Annotated in this window: 21 protein-coding genes; 15 read left to right on the top strand and 6 right to left on the bottom strand. The window is 63.6% G+C overall.

What is annotated here, in order from left to right; all coding sequences use genetic code 11:
• The first annotated feature begins 220 nt into the window (after positions 1-220).
• The gene (locus U1738_RS00225; protein WP_332787032.1) at positions 221-628 is read left to right on the top strand and encodes a low affinity iron permease family protein; all 408 of its coding nucleotides are present in this window, start codon (positions 221-223) and stop codon (positions 626-628) included.
• An 852-nt stretch (positions 629-1,480) separates the two neighbouring features.
• On the opposite strand, the gene U1738_RS00220 is transcribed toward U1738_RS00225, so the two are convergent.
• The gene (locus U1738_RS00220) at positions 1,481-2,638 is read right to left on the bottom strand and encodes a tyrosine-type recombinase/integrase (RefSeq protein WP_332787031.1); all 1,158 of its coding nucleotides are present in this window, start codon (positions 2,636-2,638) and stop codon (positions 1,481-1,483) included.
• Between the two features lie 401 nt (positions 2,639-3,039).
• On the opposite strand from U1738_RS00220, the gene U1738_RS00215 reads away from it, so the two are divergent.
• The 3 genes from U1738_RS00215 to U1738_RS00205 are packed head-to-tail and all read left to right on the top strand — an operon-like array spanning position 3,040 to position 6,940.
• Positions 3,040-5,166, top strand: coding sequence for a TonB-dependent siderophore receptor (locus U1738_RS00215; protein ID WP_332787030.1), 2,127 nt, complete (start codon positions 3,040-3,042; stop codon positions 5,164-5,166).
• Positions 5,156-6,301 carry an acetyltransferase domain-containing protein gene (locus tag U1738_RS00210; RefSeq protein ID WP_332787029.1) on the top strand — a complete coding sequence of 382 codons (1,146 nt, stop codon included), beginning with the start codon at positions 5,156-5,158 and terminating at the stop codon, positions 6,299-6,301. The genes U1738_RS00215 and U1738_RS00210 overlap by 11 nt, the downstream gene beginning before the upstream one ends.
• Before the next feature lie 30 nt (positions 6,302-6,331).
• Positions 6,332-6,940 carry a DUF1826 domain-containing protein gene (locus tag U1738_RS00205; RefSeq protein ID WP_332787028.1) on the top strand — a complete coding sequence of 203 codons (609 nt, stop codon included), beginning with the start codon at positions 6,332-6,334 and terminating at the stop codon, positions 6,938-6,940.
• Positions 6,941-6,959: 19 nt separating this feature from the next.
• Here U1738_RS00205 and U1738_RS00200 read toward each other — a convergent pair whose 3' ends face one another.
• The gene (locus tag U1738_RS00200) at positions 6,960-7,985 is read right to left on the bottom strand and encodes an OmpA family protein (RefSeq protein WP_332787027.1); all 1,026 of its coding nucleotides are present in this window, start codon (positions 7,983-7,985) and stop codon (positions 6,960-6,962) included.
• 66 nt (positions 7,986-8,051) lie between these two features.
• On the bottom strand, positions 8,052-9,263 hold the full coding sequence (locus U1738_RS00195; RefSeq protein ID WP_332787026.1) for a S8 family serine peptidase: 1,212 nt from the start codon (positions 9,261-9,263) through the stop codon (positions 8,052-8,054).
• A gap of 78 nt (positions 9,264-9,341) precedes the next feature.
• Between U1738_RS00195 and U1738_RS00190 the strand changes: the two genes are divergently transcribed.
• From U1738_RS00190 to U1738_RS00160, 7 genes are all read left to right on the top strand, one after another.
• Complete coding sequence (locus tag U1738_RS00190; protein WP_332787025.1) at positions 9,342-9,833, top strand: sigma-70 family RNA polymerase sigma factor; 492 nt, start codon at positions 9,342-9,344, stop codon at positions 9,831-9,833.
• On the top strand, positions 9,830-10,507 hold the full coding sequence (locus U1738_RS00185) for an anti-sigma factor family protein (RefSeq protein ID WP_332787024.1): 678 nt from the start codon (positions 9,830-9,832) through the stop codon (positions 10,505-10,507). Before U1738_RS00190 ends, U1738_RS00185 begins: the two co-directional genes overlap by 4 nt.
• A gap of 238 nt (positions 10,508-10,745) precedes the next feature.
• Complete coding sequence (locus tag U1738_RS00180) at positions 10,746-11,129, top strand: DUF2946 family protein (protein ID WP_332787023.1); 384 nt, start codon at positions 10,746-10,748, stop codon at positions 11,127-11,129.
• Between the two features lie 75 nt (positions 11,130-11,204).
• Positions 11,205-13,376: a TonB-dependent receptor gene (locus U1738_RS00175; RefSeq protein ID WP_332787022.1), complete on the top strand. Its 2,172-nt coding sequence runs from the start codon at positions 11,205-11,207 to the stop codon at positions 13,374-13,376.
• 349 nt (positions 13,377-13,725) lie between these two features.
• Positions 13,726-14,172, top strand: coding sequence for a MarR family winged helix-turn-helix transcriptional regulator (locus U1738_RS00170; RefSeq protein ID WP_332787021.1), 447 nt, complete (start codon positions 13,726-13,728; stop codon positions 14,170-14,172).
• Positions 14,165-15,247 (top strand): HlyD family secretion protein, encoded by a 1,083-nt coding sequence (locus U1738_RS00165; RefSeq protein ID WP_332787020.1) that lies wholly within the window; start codon positions 14,165-14,167, stop codon positions 15,245-15,247. Before U1738_RS00170 ends, U1738_RS00165 begins: the two co-directional genes overlap by 8 nt.
• The gene (locus U1738_RS00160; protein ID WP_332787019.1) at positions 15,234-16,847 is read left to right on the top strand and encodes a DHA2 family efflux MFS transporter permease subunit; all 1,614 of its coding nucleotides are present in this window, start codon (positions 15,234-15,236) and stop codon (positions 16,845-16,847) included. The genes U1738_RS00165 and U1738_RS00160 overlap by 14 nt, the downstream gene beginning before the upstream one ends.
• Before the next feature lie 51 nt (positions 16,848-16,898).
• On the opposite strand, the gene U1738_RS00155 is transcribed toward U1738_RS00160, so the two are convergent.
• From U1738_RS00155 to U1738_RS00145, 3 genes are read right to left on the bottom strand one after another with little or no spacing between them, the layout of a single operon-like run.
• Positions 16,899-17,966, bottom strand: a complete 1,068-nt coding sequence (locus U1738_RS00155; protein ID WP_332787018.1) for an aldose epimerase family protein — start codon at positions 17,964-17,966, stop codon at positions 16,899-16,901.
• Positions 17,967-17,978: 12 nt separating this feature from the next.
• A complete protein-coding gene (locus U1738_RS00150; protein ID WP_332788182.1) occupies positions 17,979-19,394 on the bottom strand; it encodes a sugar porter family MFS transporter in 1,416 nt (471 codons plus the stop codon).
• Positions 19,395-19,453: 59 nt separating this feature from the next.
• Positions 19,454-20,527, bottom strand: a complete 1,074-nt coding sequence (locus tag U1738_RS00145; RefSeq protein WP_332787017.1) for a LacI family DNA-binding transcriptional regulator — start codon at positions 20,525-20,527, stop codon at positions 19,454-19,456.
• A 126-nt stretch (positions 20,528-20,653) separates the two neighbouring features.
• On the opposite strand from U1738_RS00145, the gene xylB reads away from it, so the two are divergent.
• The 4 genes from xylB to cysN all read left to right on the top strand — a co-directional run bounded on the left by xylB (position 20,654) and on the right by cysN (position 26,582).
• Positions 20,654-22,102 (top strand): xylulokinase, encoded by a 1,449-nt coding sequence (gene xylB / locus U1738_RS00140; RefSeq protein WP_332787016.1) that lies wholly within the window; start codon positions 20,654-20,656, stop codon positions 22,100-22,102.
• Positions 22,103-22,106: 4 nt separating this feature from the next.
• A complete protein-coding gene (gene xylA, locus U1738_RS00135; RefSeq protein ID WP_332787015.1) occupies positions 22,107-23,420 on the top strand; it encodes a xylose isomerase in 1,314 nt (437 codons plus the stop codon).
• A 195-nt stretch (positions 23,421-23,615) separates the two neighbouring features.
• Positions 23,616-24,536, top strand: a complete 921-nt coding sequence (cysD, locus tag U1738_RS00130) for a sulfate adenylyltransferase subunit CysD (protein WP_332787014.1) — start codon at positions 23,616-23,618, stop codon at positions 24,534-24,536.
• A gap of 123 nt (positions 24,537-24,659) precedes the next feature.
• Positions 24,660-26,582, top strand: a complete 1,923-nt coding sequence (gene cysN / locus U1738_RS00125; RefSeq protein ID WP_332787013.1) for a sulfate adenylyltransferase subunit CysN — start codon at positions 24,660-24,662, stop codon at positions 26,580-26,582.
• The last annotated feature ends 1 nt before the right edge of the window (position 26,583 follow it).

The raw sequence follows: 26,583 nt of genomic DNA, 5'->3' as shown, positions 1-26,583 counted from the left end.
ATCGTCGACCAGACGGAAAGCCGCCGGTCGAAAGGCTGGCGGCTTTTCAGTGGAGGCCTTATCCGCAGGATATTACGATGTTGGCAATCGTGTACGTGGTTTTGACGAGTGCAGGATTCTTCGCGGTTGGAGCCATCCGACAGATCGTCTCGCGCCCGCCTGCATCCTCGGCCGCCGTGAATAACTGGCCTATCGCAACCGGGCGGACGTCTCGCTGACAATGGATCTGTCGGACATCTGCTACGATGGAACCGGAAATGAGATGTTAAGACGTTTAAATGAATTCGGCAGCCGAATGGCTGGACGAACCGCAGATTTGGCAGGATCACCGCTATCGATAGTGCTGGTGGCGATCTTTTGTGCGGGCTGGTTCTTTCGGGCGGGGCCGGCTGGCGAAAATACGCTGACGCTGATCCTATCGGTTGCGTCCATCACCTTGACCCAGATGGTGCTGAACGGGCAACGCCGAAGCGAGAAAGCATTGCACCTTAAGATGGATGAGATCGTAATTGCTCTCGACGGAGCGCGAAACGAAGTTGCGGGCATCGAGTCCAAATCGATCGATCACATTGAGGCGTTGCGTCAGACAAGCGATATTGCAGGCGGGCCCGATCCTACCTCGTCGTAGGGGCGGCAGTGAAAATTATCCATTTGTCCTCGGCTGTCGTACTGACGCCGCGCAGATTGTCACCACTTACTGTCGGCACACCCGCGTTCAGCGATGTGATCGGGATGAAAGAAGTTTACCGTAGTGCCTCGATCGCCCAAGTCGCGGGCTAGGCCCCTTGTGCGTCCGCTCGGGGCAAACTGGCTGGCAGCGTAGAGAGTCCCGACAGCTCTAGGGAACGAGTACGGTTCAGCGAACGGTCTCCGGGCCTTCAGGATGATTCCGGTGGGGGCCAAGGAGATCCCGCTGCATGCTGCTGATTTTTCGGCAATCGCCGGAGACTATCTGGTTTGCCTCCGAACGTGTGTCTCCAACTCCAACGACCTTGACAGCAAACTCGACATCGCAGGCGCAAAGCACCTGCGTTTCAGCTCCATCGTCTGGACACTTTCTAATCCCCGGATCACAGACGCCCTTAGATCGCCACTTTATTTAATACGATCGTCGGTTGCGTGCGAGACCCGGCAAAATAGCTCCGTCACTTTTGCCCGCACAGTTTCCAAACTGGATTTCAGTTCGCCACGCCCAGGCAGGCAAGCCTTCAAGGCGTCGCTAGACTCCTAAACGGCGCCGGCCTCATAGTCGCTTGAAGCAACAATGGACAGCAGTGTTCGCAACTTCTGCGGCGCGCACAGTGCAGTCGCCAATTTCATCAGCGCGCGATAGTCGTGCCCTAACGTCTGACCGGCGGGATCGAAGCCAGTGATGACATACCAAGGGGCGAGCACTTCGCAAAAAGCGGCTCAAATACCCGTCCGAAACTGGCGCGGTCATCTCGCCACGCTATGTCGGCCAAACCTCTCCTCGTGGCCCTCACATCTTCAGGAAATCCGCCCATTCGCTCATCAATACTCGCCGGCGATCAAAAAAGTCAGTTCGACGATATGCTGCCTCGACGGCGTTGGCGATCTGGTGCGCCAACGCCTTGTCGGCGACCTCCTTCGGAACATTGGTACATTCGGCAACCCAGTCGGTGAAGGTACTGCGAAAGCCATGAACGGTTGCGTTATCAACCTTCATGTCGCGCAAGACCTTGAGCATCGTCATATCGCTGATTGGCTTGCCCTGTGTCAGGCTGAACAGCAGTTGATCCCCAGTCGCCTTGCCGTACAGCCCGATATGCCGTTGCCGGAGGCCACGCAGGATCCTCACTGCCGCGGCCGACAACGGCACCACGTGAGGCTCCTTCATTTTCATGCGCGCTGCCGGGATCGACCAGACCGCTTTGTCCAGGTCAAACTCGGTCCAGGTTGCTTTGCGCGTCTCGTTTGACCGTACAGCTGTAAGGATCGTCAACTTAAGGGCGTCCCGGCCCAAGGTCTCTGGCAGCCCCATCAGAGATTTCATAAACGCTGGCGCGTCTTCGTGCGGCATGGCCGCCCGGTGCGTAATCTGTCGAGTCTGCCTTGGCAGGCCGCGGGTCACGGACCGGAGGGAAATCTCCGCAGGCACCAAACCCTTAATATGGGCATAGTCGAGTACCGTACCGATGCGCTGCAAGACCCGCTTGGCCGTATCGGGGACGGTCAGCCAGATCGGTTCCAGAACCGATAAGACAGCGCTGCTGTCGATTGCCGACACGGCCCTGTTGCCGATTATCGGAAACACGTGACGCTCGAAGCTTGAAATCCAGGACACGTGACGCTGATCCTTCCACCCGCCTTTCATCGTCGCATAGCAGTCGCGGACGACTTTCTCGAAGTTCGGCACAACCTTTCTCTCGGCGCGCTTTCCGGCGGTCGGATCGACGCCCGCCCGGACGGCCTTTCTTAATTCTGCCGCCCGCATTCGCGCATCGGCGAGCGAAACATCGTGAGCCGCTCCCAGCCCAAAGTCGCGGCGCCTTCCCAGATGCTGAATGCGCAACACCCACGACCGCGTTCCGGTGGCTCGTACTATGAGATAAAGGCCATGCATGTCTGCGTGTTTACCCGGACGGGCATGCTTCACTTTCAAAGCCGTAAGCGCCACTGTGACCTCCTTGAAATCCCACGTCCTGCCCCACATTTTCATTCAGATTTCTCAGGAAACTGTGGGACGGACTGGTCCGGCACTTTGCGACTATCCATCTGCGGATCAACAGGTTGAGACGTTCTGATGGTTACTGGAATTTCAGAATGGTATCCGTAGGGGTCACCATCGTCAAACAACGAATGGTGGCTAACCATTATTTCATTTTAACTTTAGCGATCACCCTCCACAATTCGTCTCGCATATTTTGATGGCTTCCATGGCTTTGCGCAGGACGCCCCGACTTTGCGCTCATGATATCCCAATAGGATTAGACGCAATTGACAGCGGTCTCCATATTTATCATGTGACGTTATATCATAATGGAGGAATTCGTGGGGCGTTTTGTAAGTTTGTGTCTGTTGGCGATCGGTACGGCGCCCGCATCCGCTGCAGCGCAGGATGCAGCGGACGGGAATGCGACCGCGGCGACAAGGCCGGAGGATATTACCGTCACCGCCCAGCGCCAGCCGTACCTTGGCGCTACCCCGCTTCGCCTGTTTCCGCAGGCGGTGCAAACGATGGATGCGGAGACGCTGGACGATGCGGGGATCACGCGCCTGCAGTCGGCGCTGGATTTCTTTGCTGGCATCGCCCGTCAGAATAATCTCGGTGGTTTGTTCGACGGTTATGCGATCCGTGGTTTCGCCGGCGACGAGAACCTTGCCGGGAATTATTTGCTCAACGGTTTCAATGCCTCACGTGGCTATGGCGGGCCGCGCGATGCGTCGAACATCGACCGGATCGAGGTGATCAAAGGGCCGACCTCCGCGCTGTTCGGGCGCGGCGATCCGGGCGGAATCGTCAATATCGTGACGAAGAAACCGTTTTTCGGACGAGGCGGCTATGTCGAACTGGGCGGCGGCAGTTTCAGTCAGCGCCGGATCGAGGCCGATCTCGACACCAATCTTGGCCAGCGCCTCGCGGTCCGCGTCACCGGCGCGTATGACGAGGGCGACAGTTTTCGCGATACGCTGCACCACCGGACGTTCACGATCACGCCGAGCATCCTGTGGCGACCCGACGGCAGGACCAGCATCACGTACGAGCTGGAATACATGAACCAGTCGATCCCGTTCGATCGCGGAATCGTATCCGTCGGCGGGCGACTGGGCGTCGTCCCGCGTTCGCGTTTTCTGGGAGAACCCGGCGACGGCCCGATCGAGACCCGATCGCTGGGGCATCAATTGCAGCTTCAGCACGATTTCAGCGACGAATGGTCGCTGCTGCTCGGCGCCTCCTATCGCGATACCAGCTTCGTGGGCTTCGCGACGGAGGCCGAAAATGCCGATGCCCGTCAGAAACTGTTCGTCGATTGGCGAACGCTTTCCCGCCAGCGCCGCCATCGCGACTATCGCACCGGCGATACGACGATACGCGGCGAACTGAGCGGACGCTTCGCAACCTGGGGCATCGAGCACCGGGTGCAGATCGGTGCCGACTGGGACTGGTTCACGCTGGGTCAGCAGGTGACGCGCTATCGCCCGCCAGCCGTCGCGCGGCAGACCTCGCTGCCGGCCGGAAACGCCGTGGATATCTTCGCCCCCGCTTACGGCAATCTGGCCGTTGGCGCGCCATTCATCGACAGCCGCGAACGGGACGAGGCCATGGGCGTCTACGTCCAGGACATGATCGATCTTGCGCGATGGCTGAAGCTGCGCGCGGGCGGGCGGTACGACCGGTTCGAACAGGGCTTCACCGACCGCCTTGCAGGGTTCACGCGCCGCCAGACGAAGACCGCCTTCAGTCCGCAACTCGGCATCAGCATCGTGCCGACGCCTGCGGTGACCGCCTATGCGAGCTATGGTGAGGGGTTCAGGCCCAATACCGGTGTGGATTCGTCCGGCGTGGCGTTCGAGCCGGAGCGGACCAGGGCATGGGAGGCGGGTGCCAAACTGGCCATGTTCGACGGTCGCCTCGCGGCCAATGTCGCTCTGTTCACGATGAAGCGGACCAACGTCCTGACCGCCGATCCCATCAATACCGGCCTCTCGCTCGCGATCGGTGAGGCACGTAGCCGGGGAGTCGAGGCCTCTCTGACCGGCACGTTGCCCGGACGAATTTCGGTGATCCTGAATTATGCCTATATCGATGCGACCATCACGCGAGATGCGATCGATCCCAATTTCGGGTTCGCGCTGCGCCGGGGCGATCCCCTGATCAACGTGCCTCGCAACAGTGCGAGCGTCCTGCTGGCGAAGGCGCTGGACCTTGCCGGGCATCGCGCGCGTTTTGGCATCACCGCCAATTATGTCGGTCGCAGAACAGGACAGACCGGATATCGATACCCGGACGGCAGCCAATTCCAATTGCCGGGCTATGTTCTCGCTGGGTTCAACGCGTCGATCGATCTGACCCCGAAGTTGCGCTTGGCGACGGACGTCACCAATCTGTTCGACGCGACATATTATCCCAGTTCCTACTCGCGGGTCTGGATCACGCCCGGGACACCGCGACAGATTACGGCACGGCTTCGTTATGCGCTCTGAGCAAGCACTGCCCACGGCCGTTTCGCGGTCGCGCATCGCCGCGATCGACCGTCTGCGCGGGCTGGTGATGCTGCTCATGCTGGTCGATCACACGCGCGAATTCTTCTTCATCGGCCATCAAGTGTCCGACCCGATGGATCTGACGACAACGTCGCCGGCATTGGCGGCGACGCGCCTCGCCGCGCATCTGTGCGCCCCGATATTCGTCGCGCTGACCGGGCTGGCCGCGTGGCTTTACGGGGCGGGAAAGCCCACGAGCGCAGTTTCCGCCTTCCTGCTCAAACGCGGAGCCTTCCTGATCCTGCTCGAAGTGACATTGGTCAATTTCGCCTGGACCTTCGCTTTGCCTCCGACATTGCTCTATCTGCAGGTGATCTGGGCGATCGGCATCGCGATGCTGGTGCTGGCGGGCTTGGTCCATCTGCCGCGTGGGTGGATCGCGACGATCGGCGTCGTCATCGTCGCCGGACATAATTTGCTCGATCCGATCGCCATTCCACCTGGCATGCCCGGTCATGCCGCATGGGCCGTGCTGCACGATCGCGGTTTCATCGATCTGGGTGGGGCGCTGAGGGCGCGGACGTCCTACCCGGTATTGCCGTGGATCGGTGCGATCGCGCTCGGCTATGCCGCCGGGCCATGGTTCGCGGCCGCGATGAAGCCGGAACGACGACAGCGATTGTTGACGATAACAGGTGCCGCGATGCTAAGCGGACTTTTGATCCTGCGGCTCGTCAACGGCTATGGCGATCCGGCCGGGTGGTCGGTGCAACCGACGCTCCTAGGCTCGGCGATCTCCTTCCTCAACCTGACGAAATATCCGCCATCGCTGGATTTCCTGTTACTGACGCTCGGGATCGGAACGGTGTTGCTGGCAATCTGGGATCGGCGTGGCGGCGGGTGGCTGGCGGTGCTGGGCGGGGCGCCGTTGTTCTTCTACTTGCTCCATCTGTACGTCCTTCACCTCGCGCATCTTTCGGCGGCCTGGATTTCGGGTGATCCGAAATTCGAGGTGCCATCGGTCGGCTGGCTGTGGGCGATCGCCGCCGGTCTGACGCCCCCTTTATGGTGGGCGACACGCTGGTTCGCCGGGCTGAAGCGGCGATCTACCGTCTGGTGGATCAGGTATCTTTAACCATCACGAAAAAGGGGCGAGGCACACAATATGGCGTCTTCGCGATACACCGCCCCGGAGCATGTGCGGTTCGATCGATCGCCGGAAATTCTACGATCGATCGTAGAACCGGAGGTGACGCTATCGGTCTGGGATCGCCCGACACCGATGGTGATTGGCCCGTTCGATGATTTCACGACGGTCCGGTTCGTCGCTGCGATCGAGGACGTGGCGGCGAAACTGGAACAGATGGTAGCCGACACCTGCACGCAGCACTGGCGCGTGCCGTTGGCAGCCGACATCGCGCTCCTTGCACGCCTATATGCGCGGATCATGCAGATCGATGCGGTCGAGATCCGGCTGGAACGGGTGACGGATAATGCCTGCTGGAAGTTCCATTGCGACTATGTCTCCGTGCGCCTGATCACCACCTATCGCGGGCAAGCGACGCAATGGCTGGATCAGGCGGGTGCCGCCGCGTCGAAGGCGGGACGGACGGTTGCGCCTCATCAGCTCGAAACCGGTGCCGTGGGATTGTTCAAGGGTCGGACGCTGGCGGGCGATGCTGCGATCGTTCACCGCTCGCCACCAATCGACGGATTGGGGGAGGATCGGCTGCTGCTCGTGATCGATCCCGCGCCTCCGGCGGCGCGGGAGTGACCAATTTCGCAAGGACTGTTCAGCCGACCCGTGGGTGAAAGACGATCTCGACCCGACGATTGGCGGCGCGACCGGCGATCGTGGCATTGCTGGCGACGGGTTCGGATTCGCCCATCGCCTCGACCACCAGGCGCGAGGGATCGGCGGCGCGACCGACCAGGTAATCGGCCACGCTACGCCCGCGCCGTTCGGATAGCGCGAGATTGTACTGGTCAGATCCCACCGAATCGGTGTGGCCAACGATCTCGATATCGGTCGCACGATAATCCGACAGCGACCGCGCCACCGCCGATAGCGTGCCGAGGAAGCGCGGCTGGATGTCTGCCTTGTCGAACGCGAAGGTCACGTCGGCGGGCAGGGCCAGCACGATATCGTCGCCGCGCCGCGTGACCGTTGCCCCGGTGCCGCGCATGTCGCGGTCCAGATCGTAATATTGACGATCGACATAGCCGCCGACCTCGCCCGACGACAGGAACACCGTATCGCCACCGCCGTAATAATAGTTGCGATCATAGACCGGGTAGGTCGCGACGACCGGGCGGGCCAGCACTGCGACGGGTGCCGCGGTGCGCGCGCTGACGAACACCGGGACGCCGCTCGCGGTGCGGGTGACGCGCCGCATGCCGCGATCGGTCGCCGCCACGATACCGCGCGTCCGCACACCCGGCGTGTCGAGATCGACCCGGCCGCCTGCCGCAGCATTCGCATTGCCGCCCGTCGCGAGCGGACGTCCGGCCAGCGATCCGCCCGACGCAAAGCCGGCCGAGCTGGAAATGTCGGCCCCGGCATCGAGCTTGCGCTGGCGGGCCGCTTCGCGCCGTGCCACGCGCTCGGCGCGGCGCGCTTCCTGTCGCGCTTGCGTCGCGGCGTCGGTCACACCGCGCGTGCTGCCCAGCGTGCCGTTGACGCCGCCGCCGAGCGTTCCGCCCATGCCGCCGATCTGTCCACCCAGGCCGCCGCCCACATTACCGCCGAGCAGCTGCGCCGCAGCCGGAGTACCGGCGATCAGGGCAATGGCGGCGGCACCGATCAGGAAGGTCTTCATCGTCATTCTCCGTGTTGATGTCTGGAGAACGGGAGGGGATTGCGCTTTAATCCCGCGCGATCGAAATTATTTTACCGGCGTCGCGCATTGGCCGCAGACGATGCCTCGGCCGTAGCGGCGGTCGCGCCGCTCTGCCCCGGCATCGACGCGGGCCAAGGCCGCCGCACGGCGTGCTGCATCCGGTTCCGGATAGACGAGCGCGATCGAGGCGGCGACCAACGGCGCGGCGAACGAGGTGCCGCGCACCGGCACGCCGGTGCCTTTGACGGATGCGGCGATCATGTCCGCGCCGGGTGCGGCATAATCGAGATGAGCGGCACGGCCGGCCTCGATCAGGATACGCTTGCGTCCGTCGATCGCCGTCACCGCGATCACGCCGGGATAGGAGGCGGGATAGCTGGGTGGCGAGGCCGGGCCGTCATTGCCGACCGCCGCGACGATGATCGTGCCACGCGCCTGCGCCGCCGCGACGATCCGCGCGAGCAACGGATTGGGCGGCCCGATCAGGCTGATCGTTACCACCGGCACGCGTCCTTCCACCAGCCACGCGATCGCCTTGCCGATCGCACTGGCGTTGCCGCCGGCCGGATCGTTGCCATAGACGTCGGCGGCCAGGATCTGCGCGCCCGGTGCCGCGCCCTTGATGCGCCCGCTGCCGGCGATCAGCGAGGCGATCGCCGTGCCATGTTCGCTCGCGCGCGGCGCGCCGGCGGCGAAACCGCGCTGCGTCGTCCCGGTGCCGGCCACACCTCCATCAATCATCCCGATCCGCACGCCGCGTCCGGCCTCGGGCGGCGCGGCGGCGGCCACCGTTCCGCTTTGCGCATAGATCTGGTCGGCGGAAACGGTCCCCGCCCCCGATCTGCGAAGGATCGCGATCCCGGCCTTGAGCGACATGCCCGCCGGCAAAGCGAAGCGCATATAGGCGATGCCCAGCGTATCGCCCTGCTCGATCATGCGCATCCCGTTCGCGCGCACCACGGCGATCAGACCCGCGCCCGGATCGGTCACGATCACTTCGCCGGCGCGCGCCGCGAACCCGTCCGGATCGCGCACGATGCGATCCGGATTGGCCCGCACCAGATCCGCGATCCGATCGAGGCGCGCCTGCGCCAGCGTGGCGACCGATCGATCCGCGATATCGGCGACGGATTTCGCGACATCGGCCAGCGGCCGCAATCCCTCGTCGACACGCGGCAGCGCCGGCACGAATTGCGCCGCCGCCGCGCTGCCCAGCATCGCGGCCAGGCTTGCGAACATCATGGTCATGGCTTTCATGAGGGAAAATATGCCAGCATTGGGATGAAACGGCCAACCGCATCCGTTTCATCCCGATGAAGACCGATTGAGACACAGGTGGCGAGTTTCGAGGACGATCTGCTGGCGTTGCTGCCGCGCTTGCGCCGCTTTGCGCATGCGCTGTCGCGCGATCATGCCGATGCCGACGATCTGTGCCAGGTCGCGCTCGAAAAAGCGCTTAACGGTCGCGCCTCCTGGGTGCCGGGAACGAGGATGGATAGCTGGATGTACCGCATCATGCGCAATGCCTGGATCGACACCGCCCGCGCGCGGCGGCGTGCCGCCGAGACTTTCGTGGCGGAGGACGCGGGCATCGGCGTGGCGGGCGATGCCGCCGCCAGCGTCGAGGCCGGGGTGTTGCGCGGCGACATCGCCCGCGCGATGCGCACCCTGCCCGACGAACAGCGCGAGGCGGTGGCGCTCGTGCTGGTCGAGGGATTCGCGTACAAGGATGCAGCGGACGTGCTCGACATCCCGATGGGTACGCTCACGTCACGCCTCGTGCGCGGCCGTCAGGCGCTGATGCTCGCTCTTGGAGAGGCCGCATGACCTACGACGATGCGACGCTGATGGCCTATGCCGATGGCGAACTGCCACTGGTCGAGCGCAAGCGGATCGAACAGGCGATGGCGACCGACCCCGCTTTGGCCGGGCGTGTGGCGGTACATACGGCCTTGTCCGATCGCCTGCGTGACGCCTTTGCGCCGATCGCTCAGGCACCCGTGCCGGATCGCCTGACGTCGATGCTGACCGGCAAAGTCGTGCGGCTCGATCGAACCCCGAAACCGCGACGCTGGCTGACCGGCCTGGCGCTGGCGGCATCTTTGGTGCTGGGCGTCGGGCTCGGGACATGGTGGAACGGCGGTGCCCGGCTGCCGGTCGGGGTGCGCGGCGGCACGCTCGTCGCCGCGGGGCCGCTCGCCCATGCCCTCGACACGCAATTGGCATCGACGTCCGGCGACATGAGGATACTCGTCAGCTTTCGCGGCGCGGACGGCTATTGCCGCGTCTTCGCCTCCCCCGCCACCGATGGCATTGCGTGCCGCTCAGGCGACGCCTGGCAATTGCGCCAGACGCGATCGGGCCGCACCGCAATGGCCAACGACTATCGGCAGGCATCGTCCGCCGACCCAGCGCTGATGGCTGCGGCGCAGGACATGATGAACGGCGCACCGCTCGACCAGACAGCGGAACGCCGCGCGCGTGCAGCGGGCTGGCGATAAGATCGGCGGCGGGTGGGCCAAGTGCCACCCTGATGACAGCGATTTCATCTTCTCGTCATGAACGGAAGGATCATATCGCTTATCCCCCGTCATCGAAGGTGCGCCATCGAAGGCGCATCGAGTTGGAGCGTTCCCTCGCCGTGATTGATCCGCGCTCCACGACGTCATCTCGTTTCATCTCCGCAATCGAGAGATGTTGTAACGTTTCTATCAATCGTCTGCTGGTGCTTTCGCCGACATGACGGATCGCCCGATCCGACGATGTGATCTCGAATCCCTGCTCCGGTTCGCGCTGGTCGGGCTGGTCGCGCTGGCGCTGGCATTTCAGGGCTATCTGGCCGGCGCGCACGACCATGCTCCCGTTACAAGGAGCCACGTTTCGGCCGCCCATGCGTCCAACGGATTCGAAGCGCATCACAACGACGGGCCTTCGGACCAGACGCCCGAGTCCTGCCCGATCTGCCAGAGCATCGCGCTGGCCTGGGCGCTGTTGCCGGTGGCGGACGTCAGACTGATCGAACCGCTGCGCTTCGCGGCGTGGTACGACCTCCCCGGGCATTGGCTCGCACTGCCCCGTCAATGGTCACATGCGTGGCACAGTCGCGGACCGCCCGCCGGGTAATTGATCCAATCTCGTCGAGAGGTGGCAGGCCACATGCCGCCCCTCCGGCCGCATCAATTTCCCGGAGTCCATGCAATGCGAAACGTCCTTCTGACGGGCGCGGCCTTTGCCGCCCTGCTTCCTGCCTGCGCGCAAGCCCAGACCGTCCCCCCATCCGCCACCGATACGCCCGGCACTGCGCAAGCGCCGGATTCCGCAGGCGATATCGTCGTGACCGCCCAGCGGCTCGATCAGGCGCGCAACGCGATCCTGCCGTCGCTGGGTGCAAGCGAATACATCCTCTCCCGGGAGGCCCTGGACAACCAGCCGGGCGGTGCCGATCGCAACCTGACGCAGGTGCTGGCGCAAGCGCCGGGCGTCACGCTCGACAGCTATGGCGCGATCCACGTCCGCAACGAACATGCGAACCTGCAATATCGGCTGAACGGGGTGATCGTGCCGGAAAGCATTTCCGGGTTCGGCCAGACCTTCGATCCCCGCATCGCCGATTCCGTATCCCTGCTCACCGGCACGCTTCCGGCGCAATATGGCTATCGCACATCCGGCGTCGTCAATCTGACCACGCGAAGCGGAGCGTTCGACAATGGCGGCGATGTGGGTTTCTACGGCGGCAGCCGCACGACGATCCAGCCGAGCGCAACGCTTCACGGCAACACCGGCAATCTGAACTATTTCGCGTCGGGCAGCTATCTGCAGAACGATCTCGGCGTCGAGAATCCGACGGCATCGCTAAATGCGATCCATGATCGGACGCGGCAATACCGGCTGTTCGGCTATGTCTCGGACATCTTGTCCGATACCAGCCGCATCACGGTGTTCGGCGGCACGGCGATCGGGAAATTCCAGATTCCGAATAATCCGGGCCAGACCGAGGCGTTCACGCTCAATGGCCGATCGACCTTCGATTCCGCGCAACTCGACCAGAACCAGACCGAGAACACGCATTACGGTGTCGCCGCCTATCAATATGCCGGCGGCGACCTCAACCTCCAGATCGCGCCCTTCTTCCGCTATTCCGAAACGCGCTATCGGCCCGATCCGCAGGGTGGCGACATCATCTTCAACGGCTTCAATGATCGCTCGCGACTATCGAGCCTAGTGTTCGGCGTCCAATCGGATGGCAGCTACAAGGCCACCGAAGCCCATACCATCCGCTTCGGGATATTCTTCCAGAACGAGCGAACGAAATCCTCGGTAACGTCGCTGTTCTTCCCCACCACCACCGACGGGGACGGCAACACCATCCAGGCCACCGACCAGACGAGCAGCCTGACCGACGCGAGCCGCAAGGTCGGGCAATTGTACGGCGTCTATCTGCAGGACGAATGGGCGTTGACGCCGGCACTGACGTTCAATTTCGGCGCGCGGTTCGATGCGGTGCGCGCCTACACCAACGAGCAGCAGATCAGCCCGCGCGCCAATCTGGTGTGGAAGCCGATGTCCGGCACGACCTTCCATATCGGATATGCCCGCAACTTCACGCCGCCGCCGCAGGAACTGGTCGCAACGGCGACGGTAATGCGCTTCAACGGCACGACGAAGGAATCGGCGATCAAGTTCGGCGATCCGGTTCGTGCCGAACGCGAGCATTATTTCGACGGCGGCGTGCAGCAGGAACTGGCGCATGGCCTCACCATCGGCGTCGATGCTTATTACAAGATCAAGAAGAACCTGCTCGACGAGGGACAGTTCGGGTCATCGCTCGTCCTGTCGCCGTTCAATTACGCCAAGGGCTATGCCTGGGGCGTCGAGCTTCGCGCGAATTACGCCAACGGGCCGGTCGCGCTTTACGGCAACGTCGCGCGTGGCCAAGAAAAGGGGCGCGACATCGTCTCCGCGCAATATTTCTTCGCCCAGGACGAACTGGATTATATCGGCAACCACTACATCTACACCGACCATTCCCAATTCTGGACCGGCTCGGCAGGCGGCAGCGTCACGATCCACGACGGCCTGGGTACGCTCGTTCCGACGGCCGACCTACTGTACGGCAACGGTCTGCGGGCCGACGATCCCGCCGGCATCGTGCCGAACGGCGGCAAGCTACCGTCCTATGTCACGGCGAACTTCGGCATCGCGCAAAATTTTGACGGGCCCGGCTTCCAGAAGGGCCTGTCGATCCGCTTCGACATCGTGAACGTGGGCGACCGGATCTACGAAATCCGCGACGGATCGGGCGTCGGCGTCGGCGCACCGCAATACGGCGCACGCCGCGGCTTCTTTGCCGGTATCAGAAAGACCTTCTGAGCGGCGGGCAAGTCCGGGGGTGGAAACACCCCCTTCCGCTGATGATCCGTTGCAGACATTCGCGGCACCCTCGGCACTTGTTGAAACCGGCTGCTCGTTCAGATCGAAAAGTCGCCTCGAATAAAATCATCTGTCGGCTGACAGGTCGCGGGAACGCCAACAGGACAGGAATGTTTTACCGGTCGACTTCGACAGCCGGTCGTCCCGCGACAGTCGATTGCCTCGAGCCACAAATAGCAATCGATCGGCAAAGCGCTCTGACAAAAGGTGGCGAGCGGTTGCCGGGATTAACCTCATCATGCAGGTCATAAGCATTGTTTTATCTAACCATGCTTATTATATGCCGCCCATGACGGATTCTCTCGGCTTTTTGATCGGCGACGTTTCGCGCCTCATGCGGCGGCGCTTCGATGAGCGTGCCCGCGCCATCGGCGTGACGCGCCAGCAATGGCACACGTTGACCAAGCTCTCGCGCGTCGAGGGGATAAATCAGGGCGGCCTGGCCGATCTGCTCGAAGTCGAGCCGATCAGCCTGTGCCGCATGATCGATCGGCTGGAGGAAGCCGGGCTGGTCGAGCGTCGTCGCGATCCGAACGATCGCCGGGCGTGGCGCATCTTCATCACCGATAAGGCGCGTCCGATGATCGCCCAGCTTCATGTCGTGGCCGGAGGGCTGTTCGAGGATGCTTTGGTCGGCATCGGCGAAGGCGAGCAATCGGCCCTGATCGAATCGCTGACGCGTATCCAGACCAATCTCAACGATATTCCGGAAGGCAAGGAGATCCGGCATGGCTGATGCAGATCCCAGGATCGACCGCGCGACCAGCACCGCGATGGCCGAGCAACCGCAACCCGCCAAGGCTCCCGGCACCTGGCGCAAGACGGCGCTGCTCGTCAGCGTGCCCCTGCTCATCGTCGCCGTCGCCGCCTATTTCTGGCTGACCGCTGGTCGTTTCGTCTCGACCGACAATGCTTATGTCCAGCAGGATCGCGTTTCGGTGTCGTCCGACGTGGGCGGGCGCATCGTGGCCGTGACGGTGCGTGAGAACCAGCCGGTCAAGGCCGGCGATTTGCTGTTCCGCATCGATCCCGCTCCGTACCGGATCGCATTGGAACAGGCCAATGCCGCGATCGCCACCGCGCGCGTCCAAGTCGATACGCTGGCGACCGACAGCGGCGGTGCCGCGGCCGACATCGCCAGCGCCAAGGCCGATATCGCGCTCGCCCAGGCGACCTATGATCGACAGGCAACGCTGATGAAGCAGGGCTTCACCACCCGCGCTAGCTTCGATGCCGCGGCGCAGCAGGTCGCCGCCGGCAAGGCGCGGCTGGCGACCGCCAATGCCAGCGCAGCGAAGGCGCGCGTACAGGTCGGCAGTGGCACCAGCGATTCGGGTATCCCCGCCGCCGTGCAGGCCGCGATGGCGCAGCGCGACAAGGCCTTGCTCGATCTCCAGCGGACGTCGGCTTATGCGCCGGTCGCCGGTACGGTGACGCAATCGACTCGGTTGCAGGTCGGCCAGATGATGGTGTCGGGTCTGCCGGCGGTCAGCATCGTCGCCAGCAACCTGACCTGGGTCGAGGCGAATTTCAAGGAAACCGATCTCGACAAGATGCGCGTCGGCCAGCCCGCCGAAGTCTCGTTCGATGCGTATGGCGGGCTCAAGCTTAAAGGCCATGTTCAGTCGATCGGTGCCGGCACCGGATCGGAATTCTCGGTGCTGCCGGCGCAGAACGCGACCGGCAATTGGGTGAAGGTCACGCAGCGCGTTCCCGTGCGGATCGCGATCGACGAGGCCAGCCCCCGCGCTCTGATCGCCGGGTTGAGCGCGAAGATCGAGGTCGATGTGCGCGACCATGGCAAACGCTAGCGCAACGGGCGACGGGACCGATCCGCTCGCCGACGCCCCGTCGACCGAAGCCGCCGAGCCGATGGAGGAACGCGCGGCGCTGCATACGAGCAACCGCCCGCTGCTGACGATCGGCGTCATGGCGGCAACGATCATGCAGATACTCGATTCGACGATCGCCAACGTGGCGTTGCCCCATATGGCGGCGTCGCTCGGCGCGACATCGGACACGATCACCTGGGTTCTCACCAGTTACATCGTCGCTTCGGCCGTCGCGATCCCGCTGACCGGCTGGCTTGCGGACCGGATCGGATCGCGCAACCTCTTCCTTTATGCGATCGTCGGGTTCGTTCTCGCATCGATGTTATGTGGTCTGGCAACGAACTTGCCGGAAATGGTCTTCTTTCGCGTGCTTCAGGGCATTGCCGCTGCGTTCATGAACCCGCTCAGCCAGACGGTGATGATGGACATCAACCCCAAGTCCAAACAGGCCTCGGCAATGTCGATCTGGGGCATGGGCGTGATGGTCGGGCCGATCATGGGGCCGGTGATCGGCGGCTGGTTGACCGAAAATTACGACTGGCGCTGGTGTTTCTACGTCAATGTCCCGGTCGGCATCGCGTGCTTCGCGGTTCTCTGGGCGTTGCTGCCCTCGCGCGACACGCGCCGCCGCAAGTTCGATCTGTTTGGATTTTCGATGCTCGCCATCGCGATCAGTTCGCTTCAACTCATGCTCGATCGCGGCCAGACCAACGACTGGTTCAATTCGTGGGAAGTATGGATCGAGGGCATGGTCGCGTTGGCAACCGCGTGGATGTTCTTCGTTCACATGTTCACCGCCAAAAATCCGATGTTCGAACGCAATTTGTTCGCCAATCGCAACCTGCTCACCGGCATCGGCTTCATGCTGGTGATCGGCCTGTTGATGACTGCGACGATGGCGCTGCTGCCGCCGATGTTGCAGAATTTGTTCAACTATCCGGTTCTGGACACGGGACTTTTGCTGGTGCCGCGCGGTATCGGGATCATGGCCAGCATGTGGGTCGCCGGACGGCTCACCCAGCGCGGCATCGATCCACGGATACTGGTCGGCGTCGGCCTGTCGATCGCGACCTATTCGCTGTGGGAGATGACCGGCTGGACGATCGAGATGAGCGCCAGCCCCTTCATCATTACGGGTCTCGTCCAGGGGGTCGGCCTCGGGCTGGTGTTCATTCCGCTCAACATCATGGCCTTCGGCACCCTGCCCTCGCATCAGCGCACCGAAGGCGCGAGCCTCACCAACCTGTCGCGCAACATGGGCGGATCGGTCGGCATATCGGTGGTGACGGCATTGCTCGGCTCGAATATCCAGACCCAGCATGAAGTACTCGGCGCGCACATTCCCGATCCCGGGCTGACGGCGACCGATCCGGTCGTGAGCTCCATTTTCGGCGGTAGCACCGACGGCGTGCTGGCGGTGGCCGACGGCATCGTCAATCAACAGGCGGCGATGGTTGCCTATCTCGACGATTTCAAACTGATGATGATCATGACCGCCTGCACGATCCCGCTCGTATTCCTGCTCAAGCGGCCCCAGGGTCCGGCCGGCCCGGTGGATCCCGGCGCGGCCGGCCATTGATCGCACCCGAATGCCCAGCCTCCCACTCGAGCTGCCTTCGAGGAATGAATTTCAGCGGGTAATCGACAGGCGGTAAATCATGGTGTGGCGATAGGTCTGGCCGGGGTCGACGCGCGCCGATCCGAACGCCGGCTGGTTGGGCGTATCAGGAAATTTCTGGGGCTCCAGCGCGATGCCATCGCCCATGCGATACAGTTTGCCCTGCTTGCCGCGCACGCTGCCATCGAAAGCATTCGCGGTGTAGAGTTGCAGGCCCGGTTCGGTCGTCAGCACGTCCAGCCGCCGGCCGGACGCGGGATCTTCCAGCCGCGCCGCTAGCTGCGGCTCCACCGTCGTCCCCTTGTCGAGCGCGAAATTGTGATCGTAGCCGCGACCGATCGCGATCTGAGCATCCCGCCCATCGCGAAGGCCATCCGCGACCATCCGGCCCTTGCGGAAATCGAATGCGGTCCCCTCCACGGAGCGCAGTTCGCCGGTCGGGATCAGATGCTGATCGACTGGTGTATAGGCCGCCGCCGGAATGGTCAGGCGGTGCAGCATCGCCCCCTGCGGAGCGCCCTCCCCGGCCAGGTTGAACACCGCGTGGTTGGTCAGGTTGAGGATCGTCGATCGGGTCGTGCTCGCCTCGAACGCGATCGTCAGGTCGCCATTGTCGTCCAGCGCATATGTCACTGTCGCGGTGACCTCGCCCGGAAAGCCGCCCTCGCCATCCACGCTGACATGCCGCAATGCGACTGATGCCATTATCCCGGAGGTTGTGGCTTCGATCGCCCAGACGCTCCGGTCGAACCCGCCATCACCGCCGTGCAAGCTGTTCGGGCCGTCGTTGGGAGGGAGTTGGTACGGCACGTCGTCCAGAGTGAAGCACGCGCCCGCGATGCGATTGGCGTAGCGCCCCACGGTCACGCCGAGGAAACCGCGCGTCGCTTCGTACTCCGCGACATCGTCATGGCCCAGCACCACGTCCGCCAGCGTACCGTCGGCGGCGGGAACCACGAGCACTTGCAATGTCGCCCCATAGGTCAGAATGCGCGCCGAGATGCCGCGCGCATTGGACAGCGTCACCGCCTCGATCGGCGTACCGTCACCGAGTACACCCGCATCGCTTCGGACAGCCATCGGCATTGCCAATCAGCCTTGCATCGCTTCGAGTTCGACGCCCTTGGTTTCGCGCACATAGGCCCGCACGAAGAAGAACGAGAGCACAGCAAAGGCGGTGTAGGCACCATACGTCACCGGCAGGCCGACATTCTTGGAGAGCCACGGGAAGCTGGAGCTGACCGCGAAATTGGCGAGCCATTGCGCCGCGCCCGCCACCGCCAGCGCCGAACCGCGCATCTGGTTCGGGAACATCTCGCCCAGCATCACCCACATCACCGGGCCCCAGCTAAGGTTGAAGAATATGACATAGGCATTGGCCGCCAGCAGCGCGATCGTACCTACGCCGGCCGGCAGGGACAGATGCCCGTCGATGAAGCTGCCTTGCGCAAAGCACCAGGACAGCGCGCCGAGCGTCACCGCCATGCCGAGCGAGCCGATCAGCAACAGCGGGCGACGACCGATGCGATCGATCAGCAGGATCGAGACGATACAGGCCAGAATCGACACCGCACCCGACAGGATGTTGATCTTGAGTGCGTCGGCCTCGCTGAAGCCGACCGCCTGCCACAACACCGCGCCGTAATAGAAGACGATGTTGATGCCGACGAGTTGCTGGAAGACGGCAAGGCCGATGCCCACCCATACGATCGGCCGCCAGCTCCACGCCGAGGAGGCACCATCCTTGCGGATATCGGCAAGGCTCGGGGCGTGGTCGCTCGCGAGCGACGCGATGATTTCGCCCAGCTTGTCGCGTGCGAAAGCGGCTCCGAACAGGCGGGTCAAAACCTGTTCGGCTTCGACGTGGCGGCCCTTGGCGACCAAGAAGCGCGGGCTTTCGGGGATCGCGAGCAGGGTCAGCAGGAACAGCAATGCCGGTGCGGCCTGCACCCAGAACATCCAGCGCCACGCCGCATGACCGCCCCAGAACATGCCGAGCGAAGAGCCCGCGGCCTGAGCGAGATAATAATTGGCGAGAAACGCTCCCGTCAGACCGGAGATGATCATCACCTGTTGCGCGCTGGAAAGCCGACCGCGAATATGGGCCGGGGTGACCTCGCTGATGTAGGCCGGCGACAGGACGCTGGCGGCCCCCACCGCCGCACCGGCGAAGAATCGAGCGATGGCAAGAACGAGCGCGGAATGCGCGGCACCCGATGCGAGCGCGCTGACGATGAACACGAACGCCGCCAGCATCATCACCTTGCGACGACCGAATATGTCGGCGAACCGACCTGCCAGGAATGCGCCGAGCGCGCAGCCGGGGAGCAACGCACTGACCGTCAAACCGAGTTCGCCCTCCGTGAGACCGAACGTCTGGCGCAAGCCTTCCTGCGTGCCGTTGATCGCGCCGGAATCGTAACCGAACATGAAGCCGCCGATCGTCGCGACCGCCACGATCAGACAGATGAAAGTCAGGCTTCCGCGTTCACCGGTGTTTTCCGCCATGTCATCCCCGCCCATGCTCTTCTGTTGTGAGCGCTAACATGACGGGCGAGCGATCGAAGTCAAGAGGCGCGAGGTGGCCCGTCCGACGCACGATGGATGACCTTGAATTCCAATTGCACGTGGTGGGCGGTCTGATCGCTCACTGCGGTTCGACCGCGTACCGCTTCGGCCAGCAGGGCCGTCGCTTGCCGTGCCATATCGGCGACCGGCTGATGTATGGTGGTGATCTCGGGCCAGATCGTGGTGGACATCGCCGTGTCGTCGAAGCCGCAGACCGACAGGTCGGCAGGAACGTCGAGATGGTGGCGATGCGCGACCGCTACGGCGGCCGCCGCCATGTCGTCGTTACTGGCGAAAATCGCGGTCGGTCGAGGCAGAAGTCCCAGTAAGACCTCGGCCGCGCTTAGTCCCGAACGGTAGGTGAAGTCGCCCTGCACCACCAAGTCGAGCGCCGCGGGAAGCTTGGCCTCTGCCAACGCGCGGTCGTAACCCGCCCGGCGCGCCGCGCTGGCGGTCTGGTCCACGGCCCCGGCGATGAAGCCGATGCGGCGATGCCCGAGCGCGATCAAATGCGTGGTCATCGCGTGCGCCGCCAGTTCGTCGTCGATCGTCAACGCATGCGCGAACGCCACCGGACGCCCGGTGGCAATCTGCGCCATCGGCAACCCGGCCGCGTGCAGCGCCGCCAGCAGAGCGCCATCGTCACACAAAGGTGGCGGCAACAATACGCCATCGACCCGGTGCGCGGACAGTCGTTGAACGAGCGCGTGCGGCGGCTCCCACACGTCGCAATGCTCGACGATCAACTGGACGTCGATCAGGCTGGCCTGCGCAAGGCTGCCCATCAGGAACTCGCTGAGATAGGCCGCGCTGGGATTGGCGTGGAGCAGCGCGATCCGGCATTGTTGCCCCCCGGCCAGGCTGCGGGCAGCGGGGTTCGGCACATAGCTGAGCTCCGCAATCGCCGTGCGAACCTTGTCGCGCGTCAGCGGCAAGACATTGGGTTCGGAATTGATCACCCGCGACACGGTCATCGGCGAAACGCCGGCCAGTCGCGCGACATCCGCCACGGTCGGCCCCCGCGTGCCGGCGCGCGGCCTGCGCCCCGCTATTTCGATATCGGTCTTCGCCATCCCCTTCGCCTAATCCGCCCCATCGCCTCCCACAAGTACTGCCGCTTTAGTCGGACAAAGCGCTTGCTAGAATATACATGGTAGCGCTACCGTTGAAGATAACAACCGAAGAAGGGGGAGAGCGCGGTGTTTCTGGGGATCGACGTCGGCACGTCTGGTGTGAAGGCCGTGATCGTGAACGCGTCGGGCATAGTCCTCGATCAGGCGAGCGCGCCGCTGCACGTCTCGCGACCCGCTCCTCTTTGGTCGGAGCAGGACGCCGGCGCCTGGTGGCAGGCGGCCGAAACCGCCATCCTGTCCCTCGATCACGCCCAACGCGCCGGAATTCTGGCGATCGGGATTGCCGGTCAGATGCACGGGGCGACGCTTCTCGGTGCGGACGATCGGCCGTTGCGCCCCGCGATCCTCTGGAACGATGGCCGCAGCTTCGCCGAGTGCGAGGAGATCGAAGCCGTCGAACCCCGCTCACGGACGATCACCGGCAACATCGCGATGCCCGGCTTCACCGCACCCAAATTGCTGTGGGTCCGCAAACACGAGCCCGAGATCTTCGCGCAAGTGCGCAGCGTCTTGTTGCCCAAGGATTATGTCCGGCTGTGCATGACCGGCGACAAGGCGTCGGACCTGTCCGACAGTGCCGGCACGTTATGGCTGGATGTCGCGGCGCGGGGCTGGAGCAGCGAGATGCTCGCCGCCTGCGGCCTGACCGAGGAACAGATGCCCAGCCTTTACGAAGGCATCCAGATCACCGGGACATTACGCGCCGAGCTGGCCGCCCGCTGGGGCATGCGCGCGGTGCCCGTGGTGGCCGGCGGTGGAGACAATGCGGCAGGCGCGGCCGGGGTCGGGGTGATCGACGATGGCGATGCCTTGCTGTCGCTCGGCACGTCCGGCGTGATCTTCGTTGCCACGCGGGAGTATCGTCCCAACCCGGCGCGCGCCGTCCATGCCTTCTGTCATTGCCTGCCGGATATGTGGCACCAGATGAGCGTCCACCTGTCCGCCGCGTCCTGCATCGATTGGGCGGCACGACTGACCGGCGTCGATGGCCCCGCGGCCCTGTTCGCGCTGGCGGAGCAGGCCGGGCCGGCCGCCGGGCCCGAGCTGTTCCTGCCCTATCTGTCGGGCGAGCGAACGCCGCACAACGATGCCCATGTGCGCGGTGCCTTTCTCGGGCTGGGCAACGACAGCGATCCAGGCCGGATCGCCGCCGCCGTGCTGGAAGGCGTCGCCTTCGCACATGCCGACGGGCTCGATGCCCTGCGCGAGGCCGGAAGCACGATCGGGTTGCTCTCGGTCATCGGCGGTGGCGCGCGCTCATCTCATTGGGGCAAGATCATCGCGGCTTCGCTGGGCGTCCCGCTCGTCTATCTCGAGGGCGGCGAAGTCGGGCCAGCCTTGGGTGCCGCGCGGCTCGCACAGATCGCAGTGACGGGATCGAGCCCAGGCGAGGTTTGCGTCCGCCCTGCGGTGCGCCACATCATCGAACCGGACCCCGCGATTGCCGATGCCCTCGCCCCCAAGCTCGCGCGGTTCCGCGCCGCCTATCCGCTCATCCGCCAGATCCAGGAGTAAGCCCATGTCCGCAGACTATTTCGCACCGTTCGACACCGTCCGCTACGAAGGCCCCGACAGCAATAACGACCTCGCCTACCGCTGGTACGACAAGGACCGCGTCGTGCTCGGCAAGCGGATGGAAGAGTATCTGCGCGTCGCGGTCTGTTTCTGGCATACCTTCTGCTGGCCGGGCAGCGACGTGTTCGGCGCCGGCACCTTCAGCCGCCCGTGGCAGGCCGGGGCCAACGATGCGCCGGCCGCGCGGGCCAAGCGTGAGGCCGCACTGGCATTCGTCGAGAAGCTCGACGTGCCCTATTACTGCTTCCACGACGTCGATGTCATGGCCGATGCCGATGACGTCACGTCGTTCCGCCGCAGCTTCGCCGAGGCGGTCGATCATCTCGAAGCGCTGCAGTCGCAACATGGCCGCAAGCTGCTATGGGGCACGGCAAACCTCTTCAGCCACCCGCGCTACATGGCCGGTGCCGCGACCAATCCCGATCCCGAGGTGTTCGCCTGGGGCGCATTGCAGGTGCGCGATGCGCTCGAGGCGACGCACCGCCTTGGCGGCGAGAATTACGTGTTGTGGGGCGGTCGCGAGGGGTACGATACGATCCTCAACACCGACGTCGGCATCGAACAGGAGAATTTCGGCCGCTTCCTGAGCCTGGTGGTCGAGCACAAGCACAAGATCGGTTTCACCGGCGCGATCCTGATCGAGCCGAAACCGCACGAACCGACCAAGCATCAATATGATTTCGATACGCAGACGGTCTACGGCTTCCTCAAGCGCTTCGGGCTGGAAAAGGAGGTGAAGGTCAATATCGAGGCCAACCACGCCACGCTGTCTGGCCACACCTTCGAGCACGAGATCGCGATGGCGCGCGCGCTCGGCATCTTCGGGTCGATCGACGCCAATCGCGGCGATCACCAGAATGGCTGGGATACCGACCAGTTTCCCAACTCGGTCGAGGAACTGACGCTGGCGATGCTGGAGATCGTTCGCGCCGGCGGCTTCACCACGGGCGGCTTCAACTTCGATGCCAAGGTCCGCCGCCAGAGCATCGACGCGACCGACCTGTTTCACGGCCATATCGGCGGCATCGACACGATCGCGCATGCCCTGGTCAAGGCGGAAGCGATCATCGCCGACGGCAAGCTCGATGGCTTCCGCACGGAACGCTATGCCGGATGGAATAGCGATCTGGGCAAGGCGATCCACGCAACCGATGCCTCGCTCACGTCGATTGCCGATCTGGCGGTCAGCGGGGAATTGGCACCGCAACCACGATCGGGCCGGCAGGAATGGCTGGAGAATTTGGTCAACCGCTTCTGACGCGATAATGAGCGAGCAAAGGCCGTAGCAGGCGGCGCGCGCGGCATCGGTCATGCCTGCAAGGCACTGGCCGGTGTCGCCGTATCGTCGGGGCACCAAGCGAGCCGGAGGATAGCAGCACATCCCCGCCCCCAAGAATGGATTGATTGCCGGAACATCCCGTCCGAGGCATGGCCTCCGCGGAGATATGACACGATGACGCGAACACTCACCCATCTGGAACGGCTCGAAGCGGAGGCGATCCACATCATGCGCGAGGTCGTCGCCGAGGCGGACAAGCCGGTGATGCTCTATTCGGTCGGCAAGGATTCGGCGGTCATGCTGCATCTCGCGCGCAAGGCCTTCTATCCCTCTCCCCCGCCCTTCCCGCTGCTGCACGTGGACACGACTTGGAAGTTCCGGGAGATGTACAAGCTGCGCGACCGCATGGCGGCCGAGAGCGGCATGGAATTGCTCGTCTACAAGAATCCGGAGGCGATCGAGCGCGGCATCAACCCGTTCGATCACGGCGCGCTGCACACCGACATGTGGAAGACCGAAGGGCTGAAGCAGGCGCTCGATAAATACGGCTTCGACGCGGCCTTCGGCGGCGCGCGGCGCGATGAGGAGAAGTCCCGCGCCAAGGAACGCATCTTCTCGTTCCGCACCGCCAGCCACGGCTGGGATCCGAAACGCCAGCGTCCCGAATTGTGGAATCTCTACAATGCCCGCAAATCGCCAAGGAAGAATGGGGGGGGCGAGAGCATCCGCGTATTTCCGATCAGCAACTGGACCGAACTCGACGTGTGGCAATATATCCAGCTGAACCATGTGCCGATCGTCCCGCTCTATTTCGCCGGCAAGCGCCCGACGGTCGAGCGTGACGGCATGCTGCTGATGGTGGACGACGAACGCTTTCCGCTCGCCCCCGGCGAGGTGCCCGTGGAACGCTCGATCCGCTTCCGCACGCTTGGCTGCTACCCGCTGACCGGCGCGGTGGAAAGCACGGCCTCCACCCTGTCCGAGATCATCCAGGAAACCTTGCTGACCACCACCAGCGAACGTCAGGGCCGCGCGATCGACAAGGATGCCGGTGGTGCCGGCATGGAGAAGAAGAAGCAGGAGGGGTATTTTTGACGCGCCACGTCACGCCTTTGCGTGACGAAGCGTCAACCCCGGCGCAGGCCGGGGTCGCTCGACGTGATGAGAGCGCCCTCCACACAGCGATCCCGGCCTCCGCCGGGATGACGGAATAGAGACATGAACGACACCATCACCCCAGACTCCGTCTACCAGACCGAAGCGCTGATCGCAGAGGATATCGATGCCTATCTCGACCGGCATCGGCATAAGACGATGTTGCGCTTCATCACCTGCGGTTCGGTCGATGACGGCAAATCCACGCTGATCGGACGCCTGCTCTACGATTCAAAGATGATCTTCGAGGATCAGCTCGCCGCGCTCGAGGCTGACAGCAAACGCGTCGGCACTCAGGGTGGCGAGATCGACTTCGCGCTACTGGTCGACGGCCTCGCCGCCGAGCGCGAACAGGGCATCACGATCGACGTGGCCTACCGCTTCTTCTCGACCGAGAAGCGCAAGTTCATCGTCGCCGATACGCCAGGCCACGAACAATATACCCGCAACATGGTGACGGGCGCCTCGACCGCTGATCTTGCCGTAATCCTGATCGACGCGCGCAAGGGCGTCCTGACGCAGACCCGGCGGCATTCCTATCTCGCGCATCTGATCGGCATCAAGAATCTGGTGCTGGCGATCAACAAGATGGACCTGATCGGATACGACCAGACGAAGTACGACGCGATCCTCGCCGATTACACCGCGTTCGCGCGCGAGATCGGCATTACCGCATTCACGGCGATGCCGATCTCTGGCTTCAAGGGCGATAACATCTCGCTGAAGTCCGAGCATATGCCGTGGTATTCCGGCCCCACGCTGATGGAGCATCTCGAAAACGTCGAGGTCGGCGTGGACGAGGATCAGGCGCGGCCGTTCCGCATGGCGGTGCAATGGGTCAATCGCCCGAACCTCGATTTCCGCGGCTTCTCGGGCCAGATCGCCACCGGCACGGTCAAGCCCGGCGATTCGATCCGCGTACTGCCCGGCGGCAAGACCAGCACGATCAGTCGCGTGGTCACGCTCGGCGGCGATCTGGCGGAAGCCGTTGCCGGCCAGTCGGTCACCCTGTGCCTGGCCGATGAGATCGATTGCTCGCGCGGGTCGGTCATCGCGACCGCCGATGCCCCGCCGGAGACCGCCGACCAGTTCGAGACGACGATCGTCTGGATGGACGACGAACCTTTGGTCGTCGGCCGGGCCTATTGGCTGAAACTCGGCACGCAGATCGTCTCCGCGACGGTTCAGGAGCCGAAATACCAGATCAACGTCAACACGATGGAGCATCTGGCGGCCAAGACGCTGGAGTTGAACGCGATCGGCGTGGCGGAGATCACCACCGACCGCGCGATCGTGTTCGAACCCTATGCGCAGAACCGCACGCTCGGCGGCTTCATCCTGATCGACAAAATCACCAATGCGACGGTCGCGGCGGGTATGCTGCACTTCTCGCTGCGCCGTGCCCAGAACGTCCATTGGCAAGCCACCGATATCGGCCGCGATGCGCATGCCGATCTGAAGAACCAGCGTCCCCGCGTCCTGTGGTTCACTGGCCTGTCGGGCTCCGGCAAATCGACCATCGCCAACGAGGTCGAGAAATCGCTCAACCTGATGAACCGCCATACCTTCCTGCTCGACGGCGACAATGTGCGCCACGGGCTGAACAAGGATCTCGGCTTCACGGAGGCCGACCGGATCGAGAATATCCGCCGCGTCGGCGAGGTCGCGAAGCTAATGGCGGATGCCGGACTGATCGTCCTCACCGCCTTCATCTCGCCGTTCCGCGCCGAACGCGACATGATCCGCGCGATGCTGCCCGAGGGTGAATTCATCGAGATCTTCGTCGATACCCCGCTGGACGTGGCGGAAGGACGAGACGTGAAGGGCCTCTACAAGAAGGCGCGCGCTGGCGATCTGAAGAACTTCACCGGCATTGACAGCCCGTACGAAGCCCCGCTGAACGCCGAAATCCGCGTCAATACCGTCGAGATGACGCCGGCCGAAGCCGCCGAGTTCATCGTCCGCCAGATCATGCCGCTAAAGTGAC

The organism is Parasphingomonas caseinilytica, from assembly GCF_036663755.1.
GTDB lineage: Bacteria > Pseudomonadota > Alphaproteobacteria > Sphingomonadales > Sphingomonadaceae > Sphingomonas.
The sequence above is the reverse complement of the archived record's forward strand: the minus strand, read 5'-3'. Positions and strand labels throughout refer to the sequence as shown.

Coding starts and splice junctions, on each gene's coding strand:
- U1738_RS00225 (WP_332787032.1), top strand. CDS start 221: ATGGATCTGTCGGACATCTGCTACGATGGAACCGGAAATGAGATGTTA.
- U1738_RS00210 (WP_332787029.1), top strand. CDS start 5,156: ATGCGCTCTGAGCAAGCACTGCCCACGGCCGTTTCGCGGTCGCGCATC.
- U1738_RS00205 (WP_332787028.1), top strand. CDS start 6,332: ATGGCGTCTTCGCGATACACCGCCCCGGAGCATGTGCGGTTCGATCGA.
- U1738_RS00200 (WP_332787027.1), bottom strand. CDS start 7,985: ATGAAGACCTTCCTGATCGGTGCCGCCGCCATTGCCCTGATCGCCGGT.
- U1738_RS00195 (WP_332787026.1), bottom strand. CDS start 9,263: ATGAAAGCCATGACCATGATGTTCGCAAGCCTGGCCGCGATGCTGGGC.
- U1738_RS00185 (WP_332787024.1), top strand. CDS start 9,830: ATGACCTACGACGATGCGACGCTGATGGCCTATGCCGATGGCGAACTG.
- U1738_RS00180 (WP_332787023.1), top strand. CDS start 10,746: ATGACGGATCGCCCGATCCGACGATGTGATCTCGAATCCCTGCTCCGG.
- U1738_RS00175 (WP_332787022.1), top strand. CDS start 11,205: ATGCGAAACGTCCTTCTGACGGGCGCGGCCTTTGCCGCCCTGCTTCCT.
- U1738_RS00170 (WP_332787021.1), top strand. CDS start 13,726: ATGACGGATTCTCTCGGCTTTTTGATCGGCGACGTTTCGCGCCTCATG.
- U1738_RS00165 (WP_332787020.1), top strand. CDS start 14,165: ATGGCTGATGCAGATCCCAGGATCGACCGCGCGACCAGCACCGCGATG.
- U1738_RS00160 (WP_332787019.1), top strand. CDS start 15,234: ATGGCAAACGCTAGCGCAACGGGCGACGGGACCGATCCGCTCGCCGAC.
- U1738_RS00155 (WP_332787018.1), bottom strand. CDS start 17,966: ATGGCTGTCCGAAGCGATGCGGGTGTACTCGGTGACGGTACGCCGATC.
- U1738_RS00150 (WP_332788182.1), bottom strand. CDS start 19,394: ATGGCGGAAAACACCGGTGAACGCGGAAGCCTGACTTTCATCTGTCTG.
- U1738_RS00145 (WP_332787017.1), bottom strand. CDS start 20,527: ATGGCGAAGACCGATATCGAAATAGCGGGGCGCAGGCCGCGCGCCGGC.
- xylA (WP_332787015.1), top strand. CDS start 22,107: ATGTCCGCAGACTATTTCGCACCGTTCGACACCGTCCGCTACGAAGGC.
- cysD (WP_332787014.1), top strand. CDS start 23,616: ATGACGCGAACACTCACCCATCTGGAACGGCTCGAAGCGGAGGCGATC.
- cysN (WP_332787013.1), top strand. CDS start 24,660: ATGAACGACACCATCACCCCAGACTCCGTCTACCAGACCGAAGCGCTG.